This is a genomic window from Streptomyces sp. CA-251387 (assembly GCF_050936625.1).
GTDB lineage: Bacteria > Actinomycetota > Actinomycetes > Streptomycetales > Streptomycetaceae > Streptomyces.
The window spans coordinates 316494-331747 of the sequence record NZ_JBNJMJ010000001.1 but is presented as its reverse complement, the minus strand read 5'-3'; the positions used below and the strand labels follow the sequence as shown (position 1 = coordinate 331747).

The 15254-nt window shown below is 71.4% G+C and carries 13 protein-coding genes and 1 pseudogene; 5 read left to right on the top strand and 9 right to left on the bottom strand.

What is annotated here, in order from left to right; all coding sequences use genetic code 11:
• Window positions 1-2 precede the first annotated feature (2 nt).
• Window positions 3-236 (bottom strand): WhiB family transcriptional regulator, encoded by a 234-nt coding sequence (locus tag ACQEV2_RS01535; RefSeq protein WP_433035509.1) that lies wholly within the window; start codon window positions 234-236, stop codon window positions 3-5.
• Between the two features lie 106 nt (window positions 237-342).
• A complete protein-coding gene (locus tag ACQEV2_RS01530; RefSeq protein ID WP_433035506.1) occupies window positions 343-1560 on the bottom strand; it encodes a saccharopine dehydrogenase family protein in 1218 nt (405 codons plus the stop codon).
• Window positions 1561-1670: 110 nt separating this feature from the next.
• Between ACQEV2_RS01530 and ACQEV2_RS01525 the strand changes: the two genes are divergently transcribed.
• Entirely contained in the window at window positions 1671-2381 is a 711-nt protein-coding gene (locus ACQEV2_RS01525; RefSeq protein WP_433054111.1) for a TetR/AcrR family transcriptional regulator, read from the top strand.
• A gap of 82 nt (window positions 2382-2463) precedes the next feature.
• Here ACQEV2_RS01525 and ACQEV2_RS01520 read toward each other — a convergent pair whose 3' ends face one another.
• A complete protein-coding gene (locus ACQEV2_RS01520; protein ID WP_433035503.1) occupies window positions 2464-3372 on the bottom strand; it encodes a LysR family transcriptional regulator ArgP in 909 nt (302 codons plus the stop codon).
• A gap of 66 nt (window positions 3373-3438) precedes the next feature.
• Between ACQEV2_RS01520 and ACQEV2_RS01515 the strand changes: the two genes are divergently transcribed.
• Together ACQEV2_RS01515 and ACQEV2_RS01510 are read left to right on the top strand one after the other, a co-directional pair.
• Window positions 3439-4053 carry a LysE/ArgO family amino acid transporter gene (locus tag ACQEV2_RS01515; RefSeq protein WP_433035500.1) on the top strand — a complete coding sequence of 205 codons (615 nt, stop codon included), beginning with the start codon at window positions 3439-3441 and terminating at the stop codon, window positions 4051-4053.
• 134 nt (window positions 4054-4187) lie between these two features.
• Window positions 4188-5498, top strand: a complete 1311-nt coding sequence (locus ACQEV2_RS01510; protein ID WP_433035497.1) for an MFS transporter — start codon at window positions 4188-4190, stop codon at window positions 5496-5498.
• 51 nt (window positions 5499-5549) lie between these two features.
• Here the strand turns inward: ACQEV2_RS01510 and ACQEV2_RS01505 are convergent.
• The 5 genes and pseudogenes from ACQEV2_RS01505 to ACQEV2_RS01485 form a co-directional block, all read right to left on the bottom strand.
• Window positions 5550-6004, bottom strand: a pseudogene (locus ACQEV2_RS01505) (cyclic nucleotide-binding domain-containing protein).
• Between the two features lie 319 nt (window positions 6005-6323).
• On the bottom strand, window positions 6324-7802 hold the full coding sequence (locus tag ACQEV2_RS01500) for an aminotransferase class I/II-fold pyridoxal phosphate-dependent enzyme (RefSeq protein WP_433035494.1): 1479 nt from the start codon (window positions 7800-7802) through the stop codon (window positions 6324-6326).
• 46 nt (window positions 7803-7848) lie between these two features.
• Window positions 7849-8070: a hypothetical protein gene (locus tag ACQEV2_RS01495; RefSeq protein ID WP_433035491.1), complete on the bottom strand. Its 222-nt coding sequence runs from the start codon at window positions 8068-8070 to the stop codon at window positions 7849-7851.
• Complete coding sequence (locus ACQEV2_RS01490) at window positions 8067-10349, bottom strand: FUSC family protein (RefSeq protein WP_433035488.1); 2283 nt, start codon at window positions 10347-10349, stop codon at window positions 8067-8069. Before ACQEV2_RS01490 ends, ACQEV2_RS01495 begins: the two co-directional genes overlap by 4 nt.
• Before the next feature lie 66 nt (window positions 10350-10415).
• Window positions 10416-11810, bottom strand: a complete 1395-nt coding sequence (locus tag ACQEV2_RS01485) for an NAD(P)/FAD-dependent oxidoreductase (RefSeq protein ID WP_433035485.1) — start codon at window positions 11808-11810, stop codon at window positions 10416-10418.
• A 297-nt stretch (window positions 11811-12107) separates the two neighbouring features.
• Here ACQEV2_RS01485 and ACQEV2_RS01480 point away from each other — a divergent pair, with 297 nt between their 5' ends.
• Both ACQEV2_RS01480 and ACQEV2_RS01475 read left to right on the top strand, forming a co-directional pair.
• Complete coding sequence (locus ACQEV2_RS01480; protein WP_433035482.1) at window positions 12108-12716, top strand: hypothetical protein; 609 nt, start codon at window positions 12108-12110, stop codon at window positions 12714-12716.
• A gap of 10 nt (window positions 12717-12726) precedes the next feature.
• The gene (locus tag ACQEV2_RS01475; RefSeq protein ID WP_433035479.1) at window positions 12727-13287 is read left to right on the top strand and encodes a fibronectin type III domain-containing protein; all 561 of its coding nucleotides are present in this window, start codon (window positions 12727-12729) and stop codon (window positions 13285-13287) included.
• A gap of 6 nt (window positions 13288-13293) precedes the next feature.
• Here ACQEV2_RS01475 and ACQEV2_RS01470 read toward each other — a convergent pair whose 3' ends face one another.
• Window positions 13294-15201 carry an AMP-dependent synthetase/ligase gene (locus tag ACQEV2_RS01470; RefSeq protein WP_433035476.1) on the bottom strand — a complete coding sequence of 636 codons (1908 nt, stop codon included), beginning with the start codon at window positions 15199-15201 and terminating at the stop codon, window positions 13294-13296.
• Window positions 15202-15254 lie beyond the last annotated feature (53 nt).

Sequence of the window (15254 nt, the reverse complement as noted above, 5' to 3'; positions counted from 1 at the left end):
GGTTATCCGGCCCGCTGCCGCAGCGCACGTCGCTCGTCCTCGCTCGTGCCGCCCCAGATCCCGATGAACTGCTTTTGGTCGAGCGCCCAGCGCAGGCACTGTTCCCGGACCGAGCAGCGCCGGCAGACGGCCTTCGCCTGTTCCGTCTGCAACACGGTCGGTCCGGACGTGCCGATCGGATAGAAGAGGTCGGGGTCCTCATGGCGGCAGGCGGCGTAGTCTCGCCAGTCGTCCATCAAAGTCACCTGCGATCGTCGTACGTGCCCTCGGTGGATGCATTACTCGTTTTCGAGTCGCCTGTCGATGCGCAAGTGAAACCCCCATGGGTCCCGGCGAATTCGGTCACTGTTCGCGCATGCCCCACGGAGAGCCGTACGCGGTCAGCAGATCCAGGAACGGGCGGGCCGGGAACGCCTCCGGGCCGAGCACGCCCGCGCCCGACCAGGCGCCCGTGGCGAGGAGTTCGAGCGCGACAACCGGGTTGACCGCCGTCTGCCACACCACCGCCTGGCAGCCGTACTCCGCCATGGACCACTGGTTGTCGACCACGTGGTACAGGTACACCTCGCGCGGCGCGCCGTCCTTCACGCCCCGCACCCACGTGCCCGCGCAGGTCTTGCCGTGCATCCGCTCGCCCAGCGTCGCCGGATCCGGCAGACACGCGGCGACCACATCCCGAGGAGACACCTGGACCGGTCCCGCCGGGCTCGGCACCGTGACCGGCTCGGTGCGGTCCAGGCCCAGCAGGTGCAACGTCTTCAGCGTCCGGACGAACTCCTCGCCCAGGCCGTACTTGAAGGTGACCCGGCGCGCGTCGACCCAGCGCGGGACCAGGAGCACCTCCTCGTGCTCCACGTTCACGCACTCGACCGGGCCGATGCCCTCGGGGAAGTCGAACACCTCGGGCTCGCTGAAGGGCTCGGTGGTGAACCAGCCGCGCCCGGCCTCGTAGACCACAGGCGGATTGAGGCACTCCTCGATCGTGGTCCAGATGCTGAACGACGGCGCGAAGTCGTAGCCGTCGACGGTCAGGTTCGCGCCGTCGCGGACGCCGATCTCCTCGATCTCGTCGAAGAGTTCGTCGGCCGCGTGCCGGGCGAACACGTCCGACAGGCCCGGCTCCACGCCCATGCCGACGAGGGCCAGCGCCCCCGCCTTCTCCCAGTCGGCCGCCTCCGCGAACTGGGCGTCGCCCAGCTTTACCCCGCACTCCTGGTACGGCCGCTCCGCATGCGGCCGCGACAGCGACATCGCCATGTCGACATACGTGGCCCCGGCCGTGCGCGCGGCCCGGAAAAGCGGCATCACGAACCGCGGGTCGGTGGCGTTGAGGAGCACGTCGCAGGCGTGCCGCTCCAGCAGCGCGGCCACCGCCGCCTCGTCGCCGGCGTCGACGCGCTCGGCCCGGAAGCGGGCGTCCCCGCTGAGGGCCGCCACGGCCGCCTCGGCCCGCGCGAGGTCGTAGTCGGCGACCACCATCGCCGTGAAGAACGGACGCCGGGCCGCGATCCGGGTGACGGCGGTACCCACTCCGCCGGCTCCCACAAGCAGGACACGCATGACAAGACTCCCTCGACTGAAGGTCTACGACGTGGTGGGGCCCCGCCGGAGATACAACGCCGCGCCCTCACGTAAGGTCAATGGCGTTGGCATAAGGCTCGGAGGTCATGATGCCGAAACCGGTCGTTCCGGAGGAGAAGCGGCGTCGACGCCGTCCCACGAAGAGCGGCACCGTGCTGTCGGAGCGGCTGATCGTCGAGACGGCCCTGCGCATGCTGCGCGAACACGGCAGCGCCGGTCTCACCGCCCGCCGCCTCGGCCTCGCCCTCGACGCCGACCCGAGCACCCTCTACCGCTACTTCCGCGGCATGGACGACCTGACCCTCGCCATCGGCGACGCCCTCATCGGCGAGGCCCTGCGGGGCTGGGAGCCGACGGGGGAGTGGCGGGCCGATCTGCGCGCCGTCGGGCTGCGCATCCACGGCGCGTACGTCGCCCATCCGCAGGCCGCCGTGCTGACGACGAGCCGCGTGACCGGCCGGGCCAACGAACTCGCCGCCGACGAGGCCGTGCTGGACATCCTGCGCACGGCAGGATTCTCGCTGCCGGACACCGTGCGCATCTACCACGCCTTCATCGACCAGACGCTGGCCTTCGCCGCGCTCGACGCCGCGGCGTTGGCGCTGCCGCGTGCGTCGCTCCGGGCCGACGAGGACATGTGGCGGTCGACCTATGCGCGACTGCCCCGTGCGACCCATCCCCGCATCGCCGAGGCGGCTCCGCTGCTGGCGACTCGGATGGTGACCAGCGCGTATCCGACGGCCCTGGAGATGTTGCTGGACAGCGTGGCGGTCCAATTGGCGGTGCGGCAGCGCCCTTGAAGGGGCGCGGGGAACTGCGCGACCAGCCACGACGGCGCGGCAGACCAACGACGGCACACCGTGGCACCGACAGGGGAACTGCTCAGCCGCGCAGCGCCTCCGCCGCCGTGGCTGCCACCGCATCCGTCACCGCGGCCAGCGCCGGTGAGTCCAGCTTCCACTGCTGCCAGTACAACGGGACGTCGAGCGGTCGATCCGGGGCCAACTGCACGAGGCGGCCGTCCTTCAGGAGCGGTGCGGCTTGCACCTCCGGGACCATGCCCCAGCCCAGTCCTGCGGTCACGGCCGACAGGAAACCCTCCGAGGTGGGGACGTGGTGTCGTACGGCGCTCGCGCCGGTGCGGGTGCGCCGCAGCCTGCGGACGAACGCGTCCTGGAGGTCGTCGCTCCGGTCGAAGGTCATCACCGGCGCCCGCCCCAGTGCGTCCCCCAGCGAGCCGCCGAGATGCCGCTCGGCGAACTCCGGGCTCGCCGCGGCGAGATAGCGCATCAGGCCCAAGGGGCGTACCGAACAACCCGCCACCGGGTCGGGCGACGAGGTCACCGCGGCCATCACCCGGCCCTCCCGCAGCAGCGTCGCCGTACGGCTCTCGTCCTCCCGCCGCAGCTCGAAGCAGAGCCGTGGCTCCTCCGGCACGCGCGTGAGCGCCGTCAGGAACCAGGTCGCCAGCGAGTCGGCGTTGACCGCGATCGACACCCGCGTGGCGTCCCCGGCCCCGCTCATGCCCAGCTCCGCCCGTGCATCACGCTCCAGCCGCGCCAGCTGGCGGGCGAACCGCACGACGACCTCGCCCGACTCGGTCGGCCGCACCGGCTTCGTCCGCACCAGCAGCACCCGCCCCGTGCGCTGCTCCAGGGCCTTCACCCGCTGACTCACCGCCGACGGCGTCACATGGAGCGCGGCGGCGGCCGCGTCGAATGTGCCCTCGTCCACCACCGCGAGCAGGGTGCGCACCTGGTCGAGGGGAAGCTCGGTCAGCTCGGTCTTCACAACAGCTAAAGATACCTAAGAATCTTTAGCTGTACGCGAGGAGATCAGTTACCTAGCGTGAAAGGCATGACAAACGCCCTGACCACCGCGGCCGCCGGATTCGGCACCGGCCTCTCCCTCATCGTCGCCATCGGCGCCCAGAACGCCTTCGTCCTGCGTCAGGGGATCCGCCGGGACGCGGTCCTCGCCGTCGTCGGCATCTGCGCCCTGTCCGACGCGCTCCTCATCGCCCTGGGCGTGGCCGGCGTCGGCGCGGTGGTCGTGGCCTGGCCGGGGGTGCTGACGGCGGTCGCCTGGGTCGGCGGGGTGTTCCTGCTCTGCTACGGCGCTCTCGCCGCCCGCCGCGTCTTCAGGCCGGCCGGTGCTCTGCTGACGGAGGGCGAGGCGGCGGGGTCGAGGCGGCGGGCCGTGCTGACGTGCCTCGCGATGACCTGGCTCAACCCGCACGTCTACCTCGACACCGTCTTCCTGCTCGGCACGGTTGCCGCCGACCGCGGCCCGCTGCGCTGGACGTTCGGTCTCGGTGCCGCACTCGCCAGCCTGTGCTGGTTCGCCGCACTGGGCTTCGGGGCGCGGCTGCTGAGCCGTCACCTCTCCAAGCCCAAGGCCTGGCGCGTCCTGGACGGACTGGTCGCCGCGACGATGATCGTGCTCGGCGTCATGCTCATCGCCGGGGCCTGAGCATGCCCCAAAGCCTGACCGTGTCCGGAAACCTGGCCATGTCCGGAAGCTGAGATATCGCATCCCGCATGCGTGACGCCTGGTGCCATAGTGAACCCTGGTTCGGATAGGTGTAACGAGCAACCAGGAAGCGCGTGGACACGAGCGAGAGCAGCACCGAAGATCAGCCGGCGTCGACCCGCGAGGCGCCGGCACCCGCCCGGCGCGGCTGGCGCCGGTGGGCCATGGACACCCGGCCCCTGCGCCGCCCGGCCTACCGCCGCCTGTGGTCCTCGACCGTCGTCACAGCCGTCGGCAGCCAGCTCACCGCGGTCGCCGTGCCCAAGCAGATCTACGACATCACCGGTTCCTCGGCCTGGGTCGGCGCCGCGAGCCTCGCCGGACTGCTGCCGCTGGCGGTGTTCGCGCTGTGGGGCGGGGCGATCGCCGACACCATGGACCGGCGCAAGCTGCTGCTGATCACCAACAGCGGCATCGCGGTCACCTCGGTGCTGTTCTGGCTCCAGGCCGTCACCGGCCTCGACTCGGTGGCCGCGCTGATGGTGCTGCTCGCCGTGCAGCAGGCGTTCTGGGGCCTGAACGCCCCGGCCCGCAACGCCTCCATCGCCCGCCTCGTCCCGGCCGGCGAACTGCCCGCCGCGAACGCCCTCGGCTCCACCGTCATGCAGACCGGCCAGGTGGTCGGCCCCTTGCTGGCCGGCGTACTCATCCCGGTCATCGGCCTGGCCGAGCTGTACCTCATCGACGCGCTCGCCCTGTGCGTCACCGTCTGGGCGGTCGTACGGCTGCCCGCGCTGCCGCCCCTGACGAGCCCGGACGCCATGACGAAGCGACGTGCAGGCGTGCGCGAGATCGCGGAGGGGTTCCGCTACATCGCCCTGCACAAGGTGCTGTTGCTGTCCTTCCTGGCCGACGTCATCGCGATGGTCTTCGGCATGCCCCGCGCCCTCTTCCCGCAACTCGCGAGCGAGACCTACGGGTCGTACGGCGAAGGGCTCGCCCTGGGACTGCTGTTCGCGGCGATCCCGATCGGCGCGGTGGCCGGCGGGCTGTTCTCCGGCACGTTCTCCCGGGCCCGCCGGCACGGCTGGATGGTGATCGGCGCGGTCGTCGCCTGGGGCGTGGCCATCACCGGTTTCGGGCTGAGCGGCAGCCTGTGGCTCGCGGTGGTGTTCCTGGCTCTCGCCGGGGTCGCCGACATGGTCTCCATGGTGTTCCGTGGGGCGATCCTGCTGTCCGCGGCCAGTGACGAGATGCGCGGCCGGATGCAGGGCGTGTTCACGGTCGTCGTCGCGGGCGGCCCACGCCTCGCCGACGTCCTGCACGGCACGGCGGGCTCGGCCTTCGGCGCACGGACGGCAACCGTGGGCGGCGGGCTGCTGGTCGTCGTCCTCATACTGGGCCTGGCAGCCGCGGTGCCGGCCCTGCGCCGCTACCGCGTCTGACGCGGCAGAGCGCCCCACGTCCGACACGGCAGAGCGAACCCCGTCCGGCGCTCAGAGCACGCTGCGCCGGTGCTGCCCGTACTGCTCCATCAGCTTGCCCCGGGTCATCTCCAGCCGGTGCGCGAGGATTTCGGCGACGTGCCGCACCAGCGACAGCCCGAGCGCCGGATCCTCCTCGCACAGCCGGCGTACCGCCGCCGCGTCGAACTCGTAGGCGCGCACCGGGCTGAAGGCCTCCGCGCCGAAGTCCCACTGGTACGGCGGGAACAACCAGGACCAGCCGAGCAGGTCGCCCGCGCCGAGGCTGGCCACGGTGACCCGCTGGATCGACGTCACGCGCTGGTCGAGGGAGACGGCGCCCGAGCGGATGACCCAGAAGCGGTCGGCCGTGCCGCCCGCCTCGAAGATGCGGGCGTCCTCCGGGAAGGCGACCTCCCGGGCGAGCGACATCAGACGCTCACGCTGGGTGGGGGAAGGGCGGTGAGCAGTTTGATCGCTTTGGTCATGACACGGGGCTCCTCGCGAGGACCGAGCTTCCGGTGCTTGCCTGCGTCCATTTCAGCCGCTGCGGGCGCGGTGAGCACCTCGGCGGAGCGTGGTTTCGGCCGGGACTCCCGGTCGGTGGGTCGCCGAGGGCATGAAAAAGCCCTGGCTGGACGGGGGAGGCCAGCTAGGGTTGTAGGTGGTGGTGCACGGGGGACGGATGCGGTCTACCCCGTGACCACTTATGGATGAACCGTAAACCATCTTCGGGGATTCCGCGTAACCGAGACCGGGGTAAGTGACCGGTTTCACGCACTGCGAGGTTCGAGCGGCCGTTCGCCATCACCGGCCGTTCCCGGCGACGACCCTGATCCGCTCCAGTCGGGAGTCGCTCGCGTCGGGGAGGTTCATGCCCGCGGCCAGGCCGGTGACGAGGTAACGCAGGACCGGTTCGGTCAGCCGCTCGCCGGGGAGGACGACCGGGATCCCGGGCGGATACGGGGTGATCATCTCGGCGGCGACGCGTCCGGCGGCCTTGTCCACCGGGACGTCCTCGGTGGAGGCGAAGAACGCGTCCCGCGGTGTGTCGGCCTGTTCCATCCGCAGCTCGGCCGGCGGCGGCACCTCGATCCGTGGTGCCGGGCGCAGCTCGGGCGCCGCCTGGGCGAGGGCCTTGAGCGCGGCGAGCAGTTCGCCGGTCGTCTCGTGGTCGTCGCCATGGGTGAGCTGGGTGCCGATGCGGCGGTGGTCGTTCAGGTGGGCGTCCACGTTCCGGTGTTCCCGCAGCCAGTCCGCGGCCTGGTACCCGCAGATGCCGAGGCCGTCGAGGTCGATGACCACGGGCAGCGGGTCGAAGTCGGCGGCGAGTCCGGCACCGCAGAAGTCGTCCCGGTCATTGACGTGCATCCCGTCGATCTGCTCTATGGCGGCCCGCACTTCGGCCGCGAGATCGAGCGCGTCCCCCATGATCTCCTTGCCGCGCAGGGCCATCTGCCGGCGCCAGCCGTCCATACCGGCGAAGATCAGCACCGACGGGCTGGTGGTGCCCAGCAGGTCGGCCCGCATCTGCAACAGCTGAGCCGGGACGAGATCGCCCTGCTGGTGGAAGACGGATCCCTGCTCCAGGCCGCTGCCCATCTTGTGGATGCTGGTCACGCAGATGTCGGCTCCCGCGTCCATCGCCCAGGACGGAAGATCGGGATGGAACGGCAGATGCGCGCCCCACGCCTCGTCGACGATCAGCGGGCGCGAGCGGCCGTGGCAGACCTCGGCGATCGCCGCCAGGTCCGCGCAACTGCCGTACGGCGTCGGGCTGGTGACCAGGGCCCCCTTGGCGTCGGGATGGGCCTCGAAGGCCCTGGCGAACGCCTCCGCGGACGGCGGGTGGGCCAGATGCCGTTCGGCGTCCCACTGCGGCTCGACCCAGACCGGTTCGATACCGGACAGAACGAGACCCGACACGACCGATTTGTGCGCGTCCCGGCCCAAGAGCAGCTTCTCGTGCGGCCCCGCGACGGCCAGCATCGCCGCCTTGACGGACAGGGAGCTGCCGCACGTGGTGAAGTACGTGTGCTGCGCGTGCACCGCGTCGGCCATCAGCGCCTCGGCGTGTTCCAGGACGCCGCCGTGGTGGAGCCGGTCGTCCAGACCGCCCGACGCCAGCACGTCACCGAGGAACACCGCGTCGCCCAGCACCTCCCGCACCGCGGGATCGGCGCCGCGCGCCTGCTTGTGACCGGGCGGCGTGAACGACGTCCGCCCACGGCGGTGGTAGTCGGCCAGGGCCTCCAGGACCGGTGCTCGGGTCTGATCGGCTGTCATGCACACCCGGGTTCCCGCCAGGGGCGACGCCAATCCGCCGGCCCGGTCAGTCCTCCTGGTCGTGCGTGCCCGGGGTCAGGAACTCGTCCAGCACCCTGATCACGGTCTCGTAGGCCAGCGTCCGCACCGCGGCGTCACGGGCTCCCGCAGGGTCGGCCTGCCCCAGCTCGTCGCTGCGGGCCCGCCATGTCCGCTCCTCCCGTCGTGCGTAAGCCCTGGCGCGCTGCATGCGCCGCAACAGTTCGTCTGAGTCCACGACATCGGTCATGACATCCGCGTACCCCGGTTTCTCCCAGGTGAGCCGTCGCCTTCCGGCGCTTTCACGGGCACGCCCAGCGGCCGCGCCAGACCAGCCATGCCCTCGTCCAGGCGCTGCAGATGCCGCAGGACGCGGTCGGTGACCCGGCCGTAGCGCGGTGCGCCGGCGCCGGCCGGTCCCAGGAGGGACGCGATGCTCGGGCCGGTCTCGATCCTGTCCGTGGCGTGTTCGTCGGTGACGTGAGCGGAGATCGCCTCGAGGTTGTGCGCGATCCGCCCCGCGGCCCGGCGCAGCCGGGGATCCGCCGCGATCGAGGGGTGGGTGGGCAGCAACTCGGCGGTCGCGGCCAGCGAACGCGCGTGGTACGCGCAGGTCTCGAGCAGGGCGACGACATGGCGGGCGGTCTCCCGCCGGGCCCGCAGCGGCGTCACCGGGTGCATGAGAGGCTGCGTGGCCGCCCGCAGATCGGCCAGCGCCTGGTCCAGGTCGCGCGCCTGGTCGAGCAGCTCGACGGGCGGGCCGCCGCTGAGCTGGTCCACGGCGCTGCGGGTGACGTCGCCGAGCCGTTCCAGCACGGTGGCGAGGAGTTCGTTCGTACGGCGGTCCGTCTGCACCGGCAGCACGAACGCGGCCGCGATCACCCCGCAGGCCGCGCCCAGCGCCGTCTCCTCGATGCGCAGCACGAGCACCGAGAGGCTGTAGGTGTGCAGCAGGGTGTAGAGCAGCCCCAGGGCCGCCGTGACGAAGAAGGACACCAGCGTGTAGGACAGCGGTGCCGAGTAGAACATCGCGAAGACGAACAGCAGCACCAGCGCGAACGCCGTCCAGGTGTGCCGCCCCACCGCGCCCGCCAGCACGATGCCGGCCAGGACGCCGAGGACGGTGCCCAGCAGGCGGCGGTAGCCCTTGACCAGGATCTCGCCCGTGGAGGCGGTGTTGAGGAACACGATCCAGCAGGTCAGCACCGCCCAGTACCAGCGGTCCCGGGACAGCAGCTCGCCGCCGACCATGGCCAGCGACGACCCGACGGCGACCTGCACGGCAGCACGCGTCGTGGGCCGCCGCAGCCCGGTGGCCTCCTCCGGGGGCGCCTGATCGGCGGCGTCGAGTACGGCGTCCTCGGCGTCGAGCTCCTCGCGCGAGCGGGCCGTGGCCGGGGTGTCGTCCGATTCGTCCGGGGCCCCGCCCAAGGCGATCCGCAGTCCGAGGACCGCGCGGGCGGCCTCGCCGACGGCCCGGAAGGCATCCTGGACGGCGGGCGGCGCGTCGGGCAGGTTCTCCTCGTCGCGGTAGCCGAGGAGCCGGTTGCGGACGTGCGAGACCGCGGTTCCGGCAGCCTGGTCGACGGGGCGCAGGACCAGCAGGCGCAGCGCCTGAAGGTCACGGCGCAGCACGACGGTCGACTCGTCCCGTACGGGCTGCCGCCCGCCCGAGGGGACGGGGGCACCCGGCAGATGCAGGGCCAGCGTGTCCACCCGCTCGGCCCCGCGTGCGCGCAGCAGCGCCAGCCCCAGGCGCTCGGCGGCGATCTCGGCATCCGCGACGCGCCGCTGGACGAGCCGGGCCACGGCCTCGCCGGCGGTCCCCTCGGCCAGCCGGCTCTGGATCAGCAGAGCCGTCTCGTGCAGGCGGGCGGTGCCCTCGCGCACCTGCTCCAGGGCCCGGTCCGCCTCCTCCGGCCCGGCGTCGAGCAGGTCGAGCTGCGTCGACAGCAGCTGGGCCAGGCGGGCCCGGAAGGCCTCGCGCAGCCGCTGGAGCACTCCCGCCGGCGTCTCGGGGACGAGCGCGAAGCGCACCAGCGCGCTGCACGCGAAGGCCACGGCGACCGCACCGCACAGCTCGGGCAGGTCGGAGACGGTGGCGCCGACGAAGAGGGACACGAAGTAGATCTGGAAGCCGATCAGACCGAGCGCGGTGCCACGGTCGCCGAATCTGCGGCCGTAGACGGCACAGAAGATGAGCGCGACGAAGACCAGGTCGCCGGCCAGGACATGGCGGTGCAGCAGGGCCGCCAGCGTCAGGGAGGCCAGCGCCACCGGGAGGCCCAGGACGAGCGTGACGGCCTGCTGCCCGCGCTGTTTCTCCCGGATGGCGAAGGTGGCGACCATCGCCGCCAGAGCGCCCGCCACCAGATGGGTGACGTCGGTGCCCAGCAGGGCGAGCACGGCGACCGCGAGGGCGATCGCGCCCGCCGTACGGAGCCCGGCGGTCAGCCGCAGCAGGCCGGGGTCCGACGCGGCGACACGGTCACGCAGTCGCGCCCGAACCGGCCGTCCCGCTGCCTTCACGCCGCCTTGCTCTCTCCCGCTCTCTGCGCGTTCACGCCATCAGCCCGGCTCAGCCGAGGCCGCACCTCACTCGGCCGCCCCCTCGCCCGCTCCGGCTCCGTCCGTCCCGGCGACCTGCGCCCGCAACTGCTCCGGCGTCAGATACGCGTGCACGAACTCGAAGTCCTTCAGCTTGGCCGGAGTGCGGGACTGGAACCCGGTGCGCACGAAGTCGTCCCCGGCCACGGCGTTGAGCAGCCAGTTCGTCATCACGCGCGTCTTGGCGACGTTGGTGCGCAGCGCCGACCAGTGGTAGCCGCGGGCGACGGCCATCGCGGGCAGGCCCTTCAGCTCGATGCCGAGGGGCTTGGAGACGGCGTCGGTGCCGCCGAGATCGACGACCAGACCGAGGTCCTTGTGCCGGTACGGCCGCAGCGGCTGGTTGCGCAGGGCCGCGATGACGTTGTCGGCCACGACCTTGCCCTGGCGCATGGCGTGCTGGGCGGTGGGCGGGCAGACGGCGCCCTCCTCGTCCTTCGCCACATCGGGCACCGCGGCGGCGTCGCCGAGCGCGAACACACCGTCGTGCCCGGGCAGGTTCATCTCGGCGGTGACCGCGAGCCGCCCCCGGATCGTCTCCGCGCCCAGCGTGCCGATCAGCGGGCTGGCGACGACACCGGCGGTCCAGATCAGCGTACGGGTGGGGATCACCCGGCCGTCGGTGAAGGTGACCTCCTCGGGCCCCGCCTTCGCGATGGACACGCCCAGGGAGATCTCGATGCCGCGCCTGCGCAGGATCTCCTGGGCGTCCTTGCCGAGCTTCTCGCCGAGCTCGGGCATCAGCCTCGGTGCGATGTCGATCAGATGCCACTTGATGAGGGCCGGGTCGAGCCGCGGATAGCGTTTGACCGCGTTGTGGGTCAGCTGCTGCAGACAGGCCGCCGTCTCGGTGCCGGCGTACCCGCCGCCGACCACCACGAACTGCAGCCGTGCCGCACGCTCGTCCGGATCGTGGCTGGCGTCGGCGAGGTCGAGCTGGGAGATGACGTGGTCGCGGAGGTAGGCCGCCTCCGCGAGCGTCTTCATGCCGTACGCGTTGTCGACGAGCCCCGGGATGTCGAAGGTGCGGGTGATGCTGCCCGGGGCCAGCACGATGTAGTCGTACGGCTCGTTGACGATCCGGTCGGTGATGGTGCGGACGACGCAGACCTTGGCCGCGAGGTCCACGCCGATGGCGCCGCCCGGGATGATCCGGGTGCGGTACTTGCGGCTGCGGCGCAGCGACAGGGCGATCGACTGGGGCGTCAGGACGCCGGAGGCGACCTGGGGCAGCAGCGGCAGGTAGAGCTGGTAGGAGGACGGCGTCACCAAGGTGATCTCGGCCTCGTCGGGGGAGAGTTTGCGTTCCAGCCGGCGAACGCATCCCACTCCGGCGAAGCCTGCTCCAACCACCAGGATCCTGGGTCGTGTCACGGTGATCATCCCTTCTGCGGCTCCAGGCGGTCTGCCTCGACGTCGTTCGCCTGCCCCTGGATCGCGGCTTCGCACGCCTCGATCCCACCGCGCCACCGGTCGTTCCGCCAGCCGGGAGCAGCAGGCAGATGAACCCGTCGACAGCCACCTTGCCCCAACCCGCACGGGGGCACACCGGTTCGGAGGTGAAAGACGTGTACGCGTGATCTCTTGACGGGTCGTTGGTCTGGACCTAACGTCCCCATCGACCGTCCAAATAAGAGGCCGCAGTTCACGTATGTGATCCTATATCGGACAGGAGGCAGGATGCCCCCACGCCTGCGTACCCTCACCCTCACCGTCGCCTCGGCGCTGTGCGTCACCTCCCTGCTCGCCGCCCCGCATGCCTTCGCCGAAGTCGAGCCCGGCGGCTGGCAGTCGGTGTCCCCCGGCTACAGCGTGCAGGAGCGGGGCTGCGGCCAGGTCGAAGGACTGACGTTCCGGCTCACCTGCTCCACCGCGAGCGGCGACCAACGGGCTGAACGGCGCTACGCCACCTACACCGGAGGAACGCGCCAGTTCGAGGGCTACTTCCGCATCACCAGCCTCAGTGGCACCCGGATCAGCCTCAAGCAGACCTTCCACGAGTCGGGCTCCGGACCGTACTTCATGCTCGCCGTCGAGCGCGGCGGCAGGCTGTACGCGGTGCACGGCGGCGCCACCCTCTCGAACGCCGGAACCGTCGGGGCGACCGTGCGCGTCAACACGGTCCATCAGGTCGGCGTCGAGCACCGCACCTACATCAACGGCTCGCTCAAGCACACCTACGCGAGCCCCGGCGGCAGTTTCTACGACAAGTTCGGCGCCTACCGCACCAACAGCGGCAGCGGGCCGGCCACCGTGGAGTGGAGCGACATCCGCTTCTGGCGCAAGTAGCGGCCGCCGTATGCGAGGAAAGGCGCGCATCGCGGCGTCGGCAGCGCTGATCCTGGCGCTGCCGGCCTGCTCGGCCGAGGCTGCCGACCCGGAACAGCCACTGCGAGGTGTCCTCACGACACCCACCGACATCGACCTCGACTGGACGGACAGCAGACCGGGAGTCGCGGGCCACGTGCTGGAGTTCGCGACCGAAGAAGCGGGCCCCTACACCGTCCTGGACCATCTGCCCCGGCAGGTGTCGAGGTACCGCCACCCCGATCTCATGCCGCACACCACGTTCTTCTACCGCCTGCGGGCCTACCGCGGTCCCGTGTCCCGGCCGGACCGCGCCGAACTGCCGGACGGCATCCGCTTCACCTGGACCGACCACTCCTCCGGCGAGGACGGCTTCCTCCTGGAGATGCGCAAGGAGAACAGCACCGGGTACGAACCCGTCGCCGTGGTCGATCCGGACGTCACCGCCACCACCCTGGTCACCCTGCCCGGTGAGAAGCGAGCCACCTTCCGGGTGCGCGCCTTCGTCCTCGGCGAGCAGTCCAACGTCGTACGGCTCACCACCGGCGAGTAGACGCGCTCAGCCGAAGACGTTGTCGGTGTCGTCCCAGTACGCCAGCTCCTCCGACACGCTCTCCTGGGGCGCGCGCGAGCGGGCCTGGTACATCGCGTCGATCTGGAGCGCATAGCGCTGCACGATCGCGTCCCGACGCAGCTTCATCGACGGTGTCAGCAGCCCGCTGGCCACATCGAACGGCTCCGGCAGCACCCGGAACACACGGATGGACTCCGAGCGGGACACCGCACTGTTGGCGGCGGCCACGGCCCGCGCGATCTCCTCCCGCAGCGCGTTCTCCTCCCGCGCCTCGCGCATCCGCGCGTCGCTGCGCACCGCAAGGCCCTCGCGCCAGTACGCCAGGAAGTCCGGGTCCAGGGTGATCAGCGCCCCGATGCACGGCCGGTTGTCGCCGACGACCACCGCCTGATGGACCAGCGGATGCATCCTGAGCCGCTGCTCCAGCACCGCCGGGGAGACGCTCTTGCCGCTGCTCGTGATGATGACGTCCTTCTTGCGCCCCGTGATCGTCAGATAGCCGTCGGAGTCCAGCCGCCCGAGGTCCCCGGTCGCCAGCCAGCCACCGCGCAGCGCGGCCCGCGTCGCCGCCTCGTCGTTGACGTAGCCCTGGAACACCGACGGCCCCCGCACCAGGATCTCCCCGTCGTCGGCCACCCGGATGTCCGTGCCCGGCAGCGCCCGCCCGACCGTCCCCGACATCTCCCGGCCGACCGGCTGCGCCGTGACCCCGCCGCAGGTCTCGGTGAGGCCGTAGCCGTCGTTCACGTAGATGCCGATGCCCTCGTAGAACAGGGAGAGTTCACGGTTCAGGGACGAGCCGCCGGACGTCGCGTACATCACCCTGCCGCCCAGCACGGCCCGCAGCTTGCGGTACACCGTCCGCTCGTACAGGGCGTGTTGCAGCCGCAGGTCGAACCCGGGGCCGGGCCCGCCGCCCAGCCGCTGCCGTTCCAGGGCCGCCGCGAAGTCCCGCGCCGTGTCGGCGGCCCGCTCGAACAGCGCGCCGCGGCCCGCCTGTTGGGCAGCGCGCAGGAAGTTCTTGTAGATCTTCTCGAAGAGCGACGGTACGGCGCAGAAGTAGGTCGGGCGGAAGGTGCGCAGGGCCGACGACAGCGCCGTCTCGTTCAGGTCGGGCTCGTGCCCCATCAGAATGCCGCCGCGGATGCACAGTGCCTGGATCAGAAGGCCGTACACATGGGAGAAGGGCAGGAAGGCGAGCACCGATCCCTGCTGCTCGCCGGGCGGGATCACCACGTGGCCCCAGCCCGCCAGGAGGGTGTCGCAGGGGCTCGCCAGACCGCGGTGGCTCAGCGCGCAGCCCAGAGGGCGGCCTGTTGTGCCGGAGGTGTACATGACGGCGGCGGTGGAGTCCGGCAGCACGATGCGGCGCAGCGACTCGACCGTGGTGAGCGGGATGAACTCGCCCCGCTCCACCAGCTGCCCGAGCCCGCCCGCGTCCAGCTGCCAGACATGGCGCAGCCGCGGCAGCGATCCGCACACCGAGCCCACCGTCATGACCGCCTGCTCGTCCTCGACCAGCACGGCCACGCACTCGGCGTCCCGCAGGATCCACTCGACCTGATCGCGCGACGCCGTCGGATAGATCGGGACCACCTCGGCGCCCACCGCCCACAGCGCGTAGCTGAACACCGTCCACTCGTACCGGGTGCGCGCCATGATGGCCACGCGGTGGCCCGGAGAGATCCCGGAGGCGATGAGTCCCTTGGCCAGATCGGTCACCTCGTCGCGCAGTTCCACGGCGGTCACCTCTTCCCAGGCGGGGGAGGAGGGGTCGGAGCGGCGCGCGAGCATCGGCAGCATGGGGTTGCGGGCCGCTGTCTCGAAGACGCTGTCGGCGAGCCCGCCGGTCAGCGGCGTGACGGTCGGGGGAGCGAGGCCGAGGTTGCGCATGCGCTGCTCCAGATGTGTACCGGGTGTGACATCACCGATGAGTTCCGTTATCG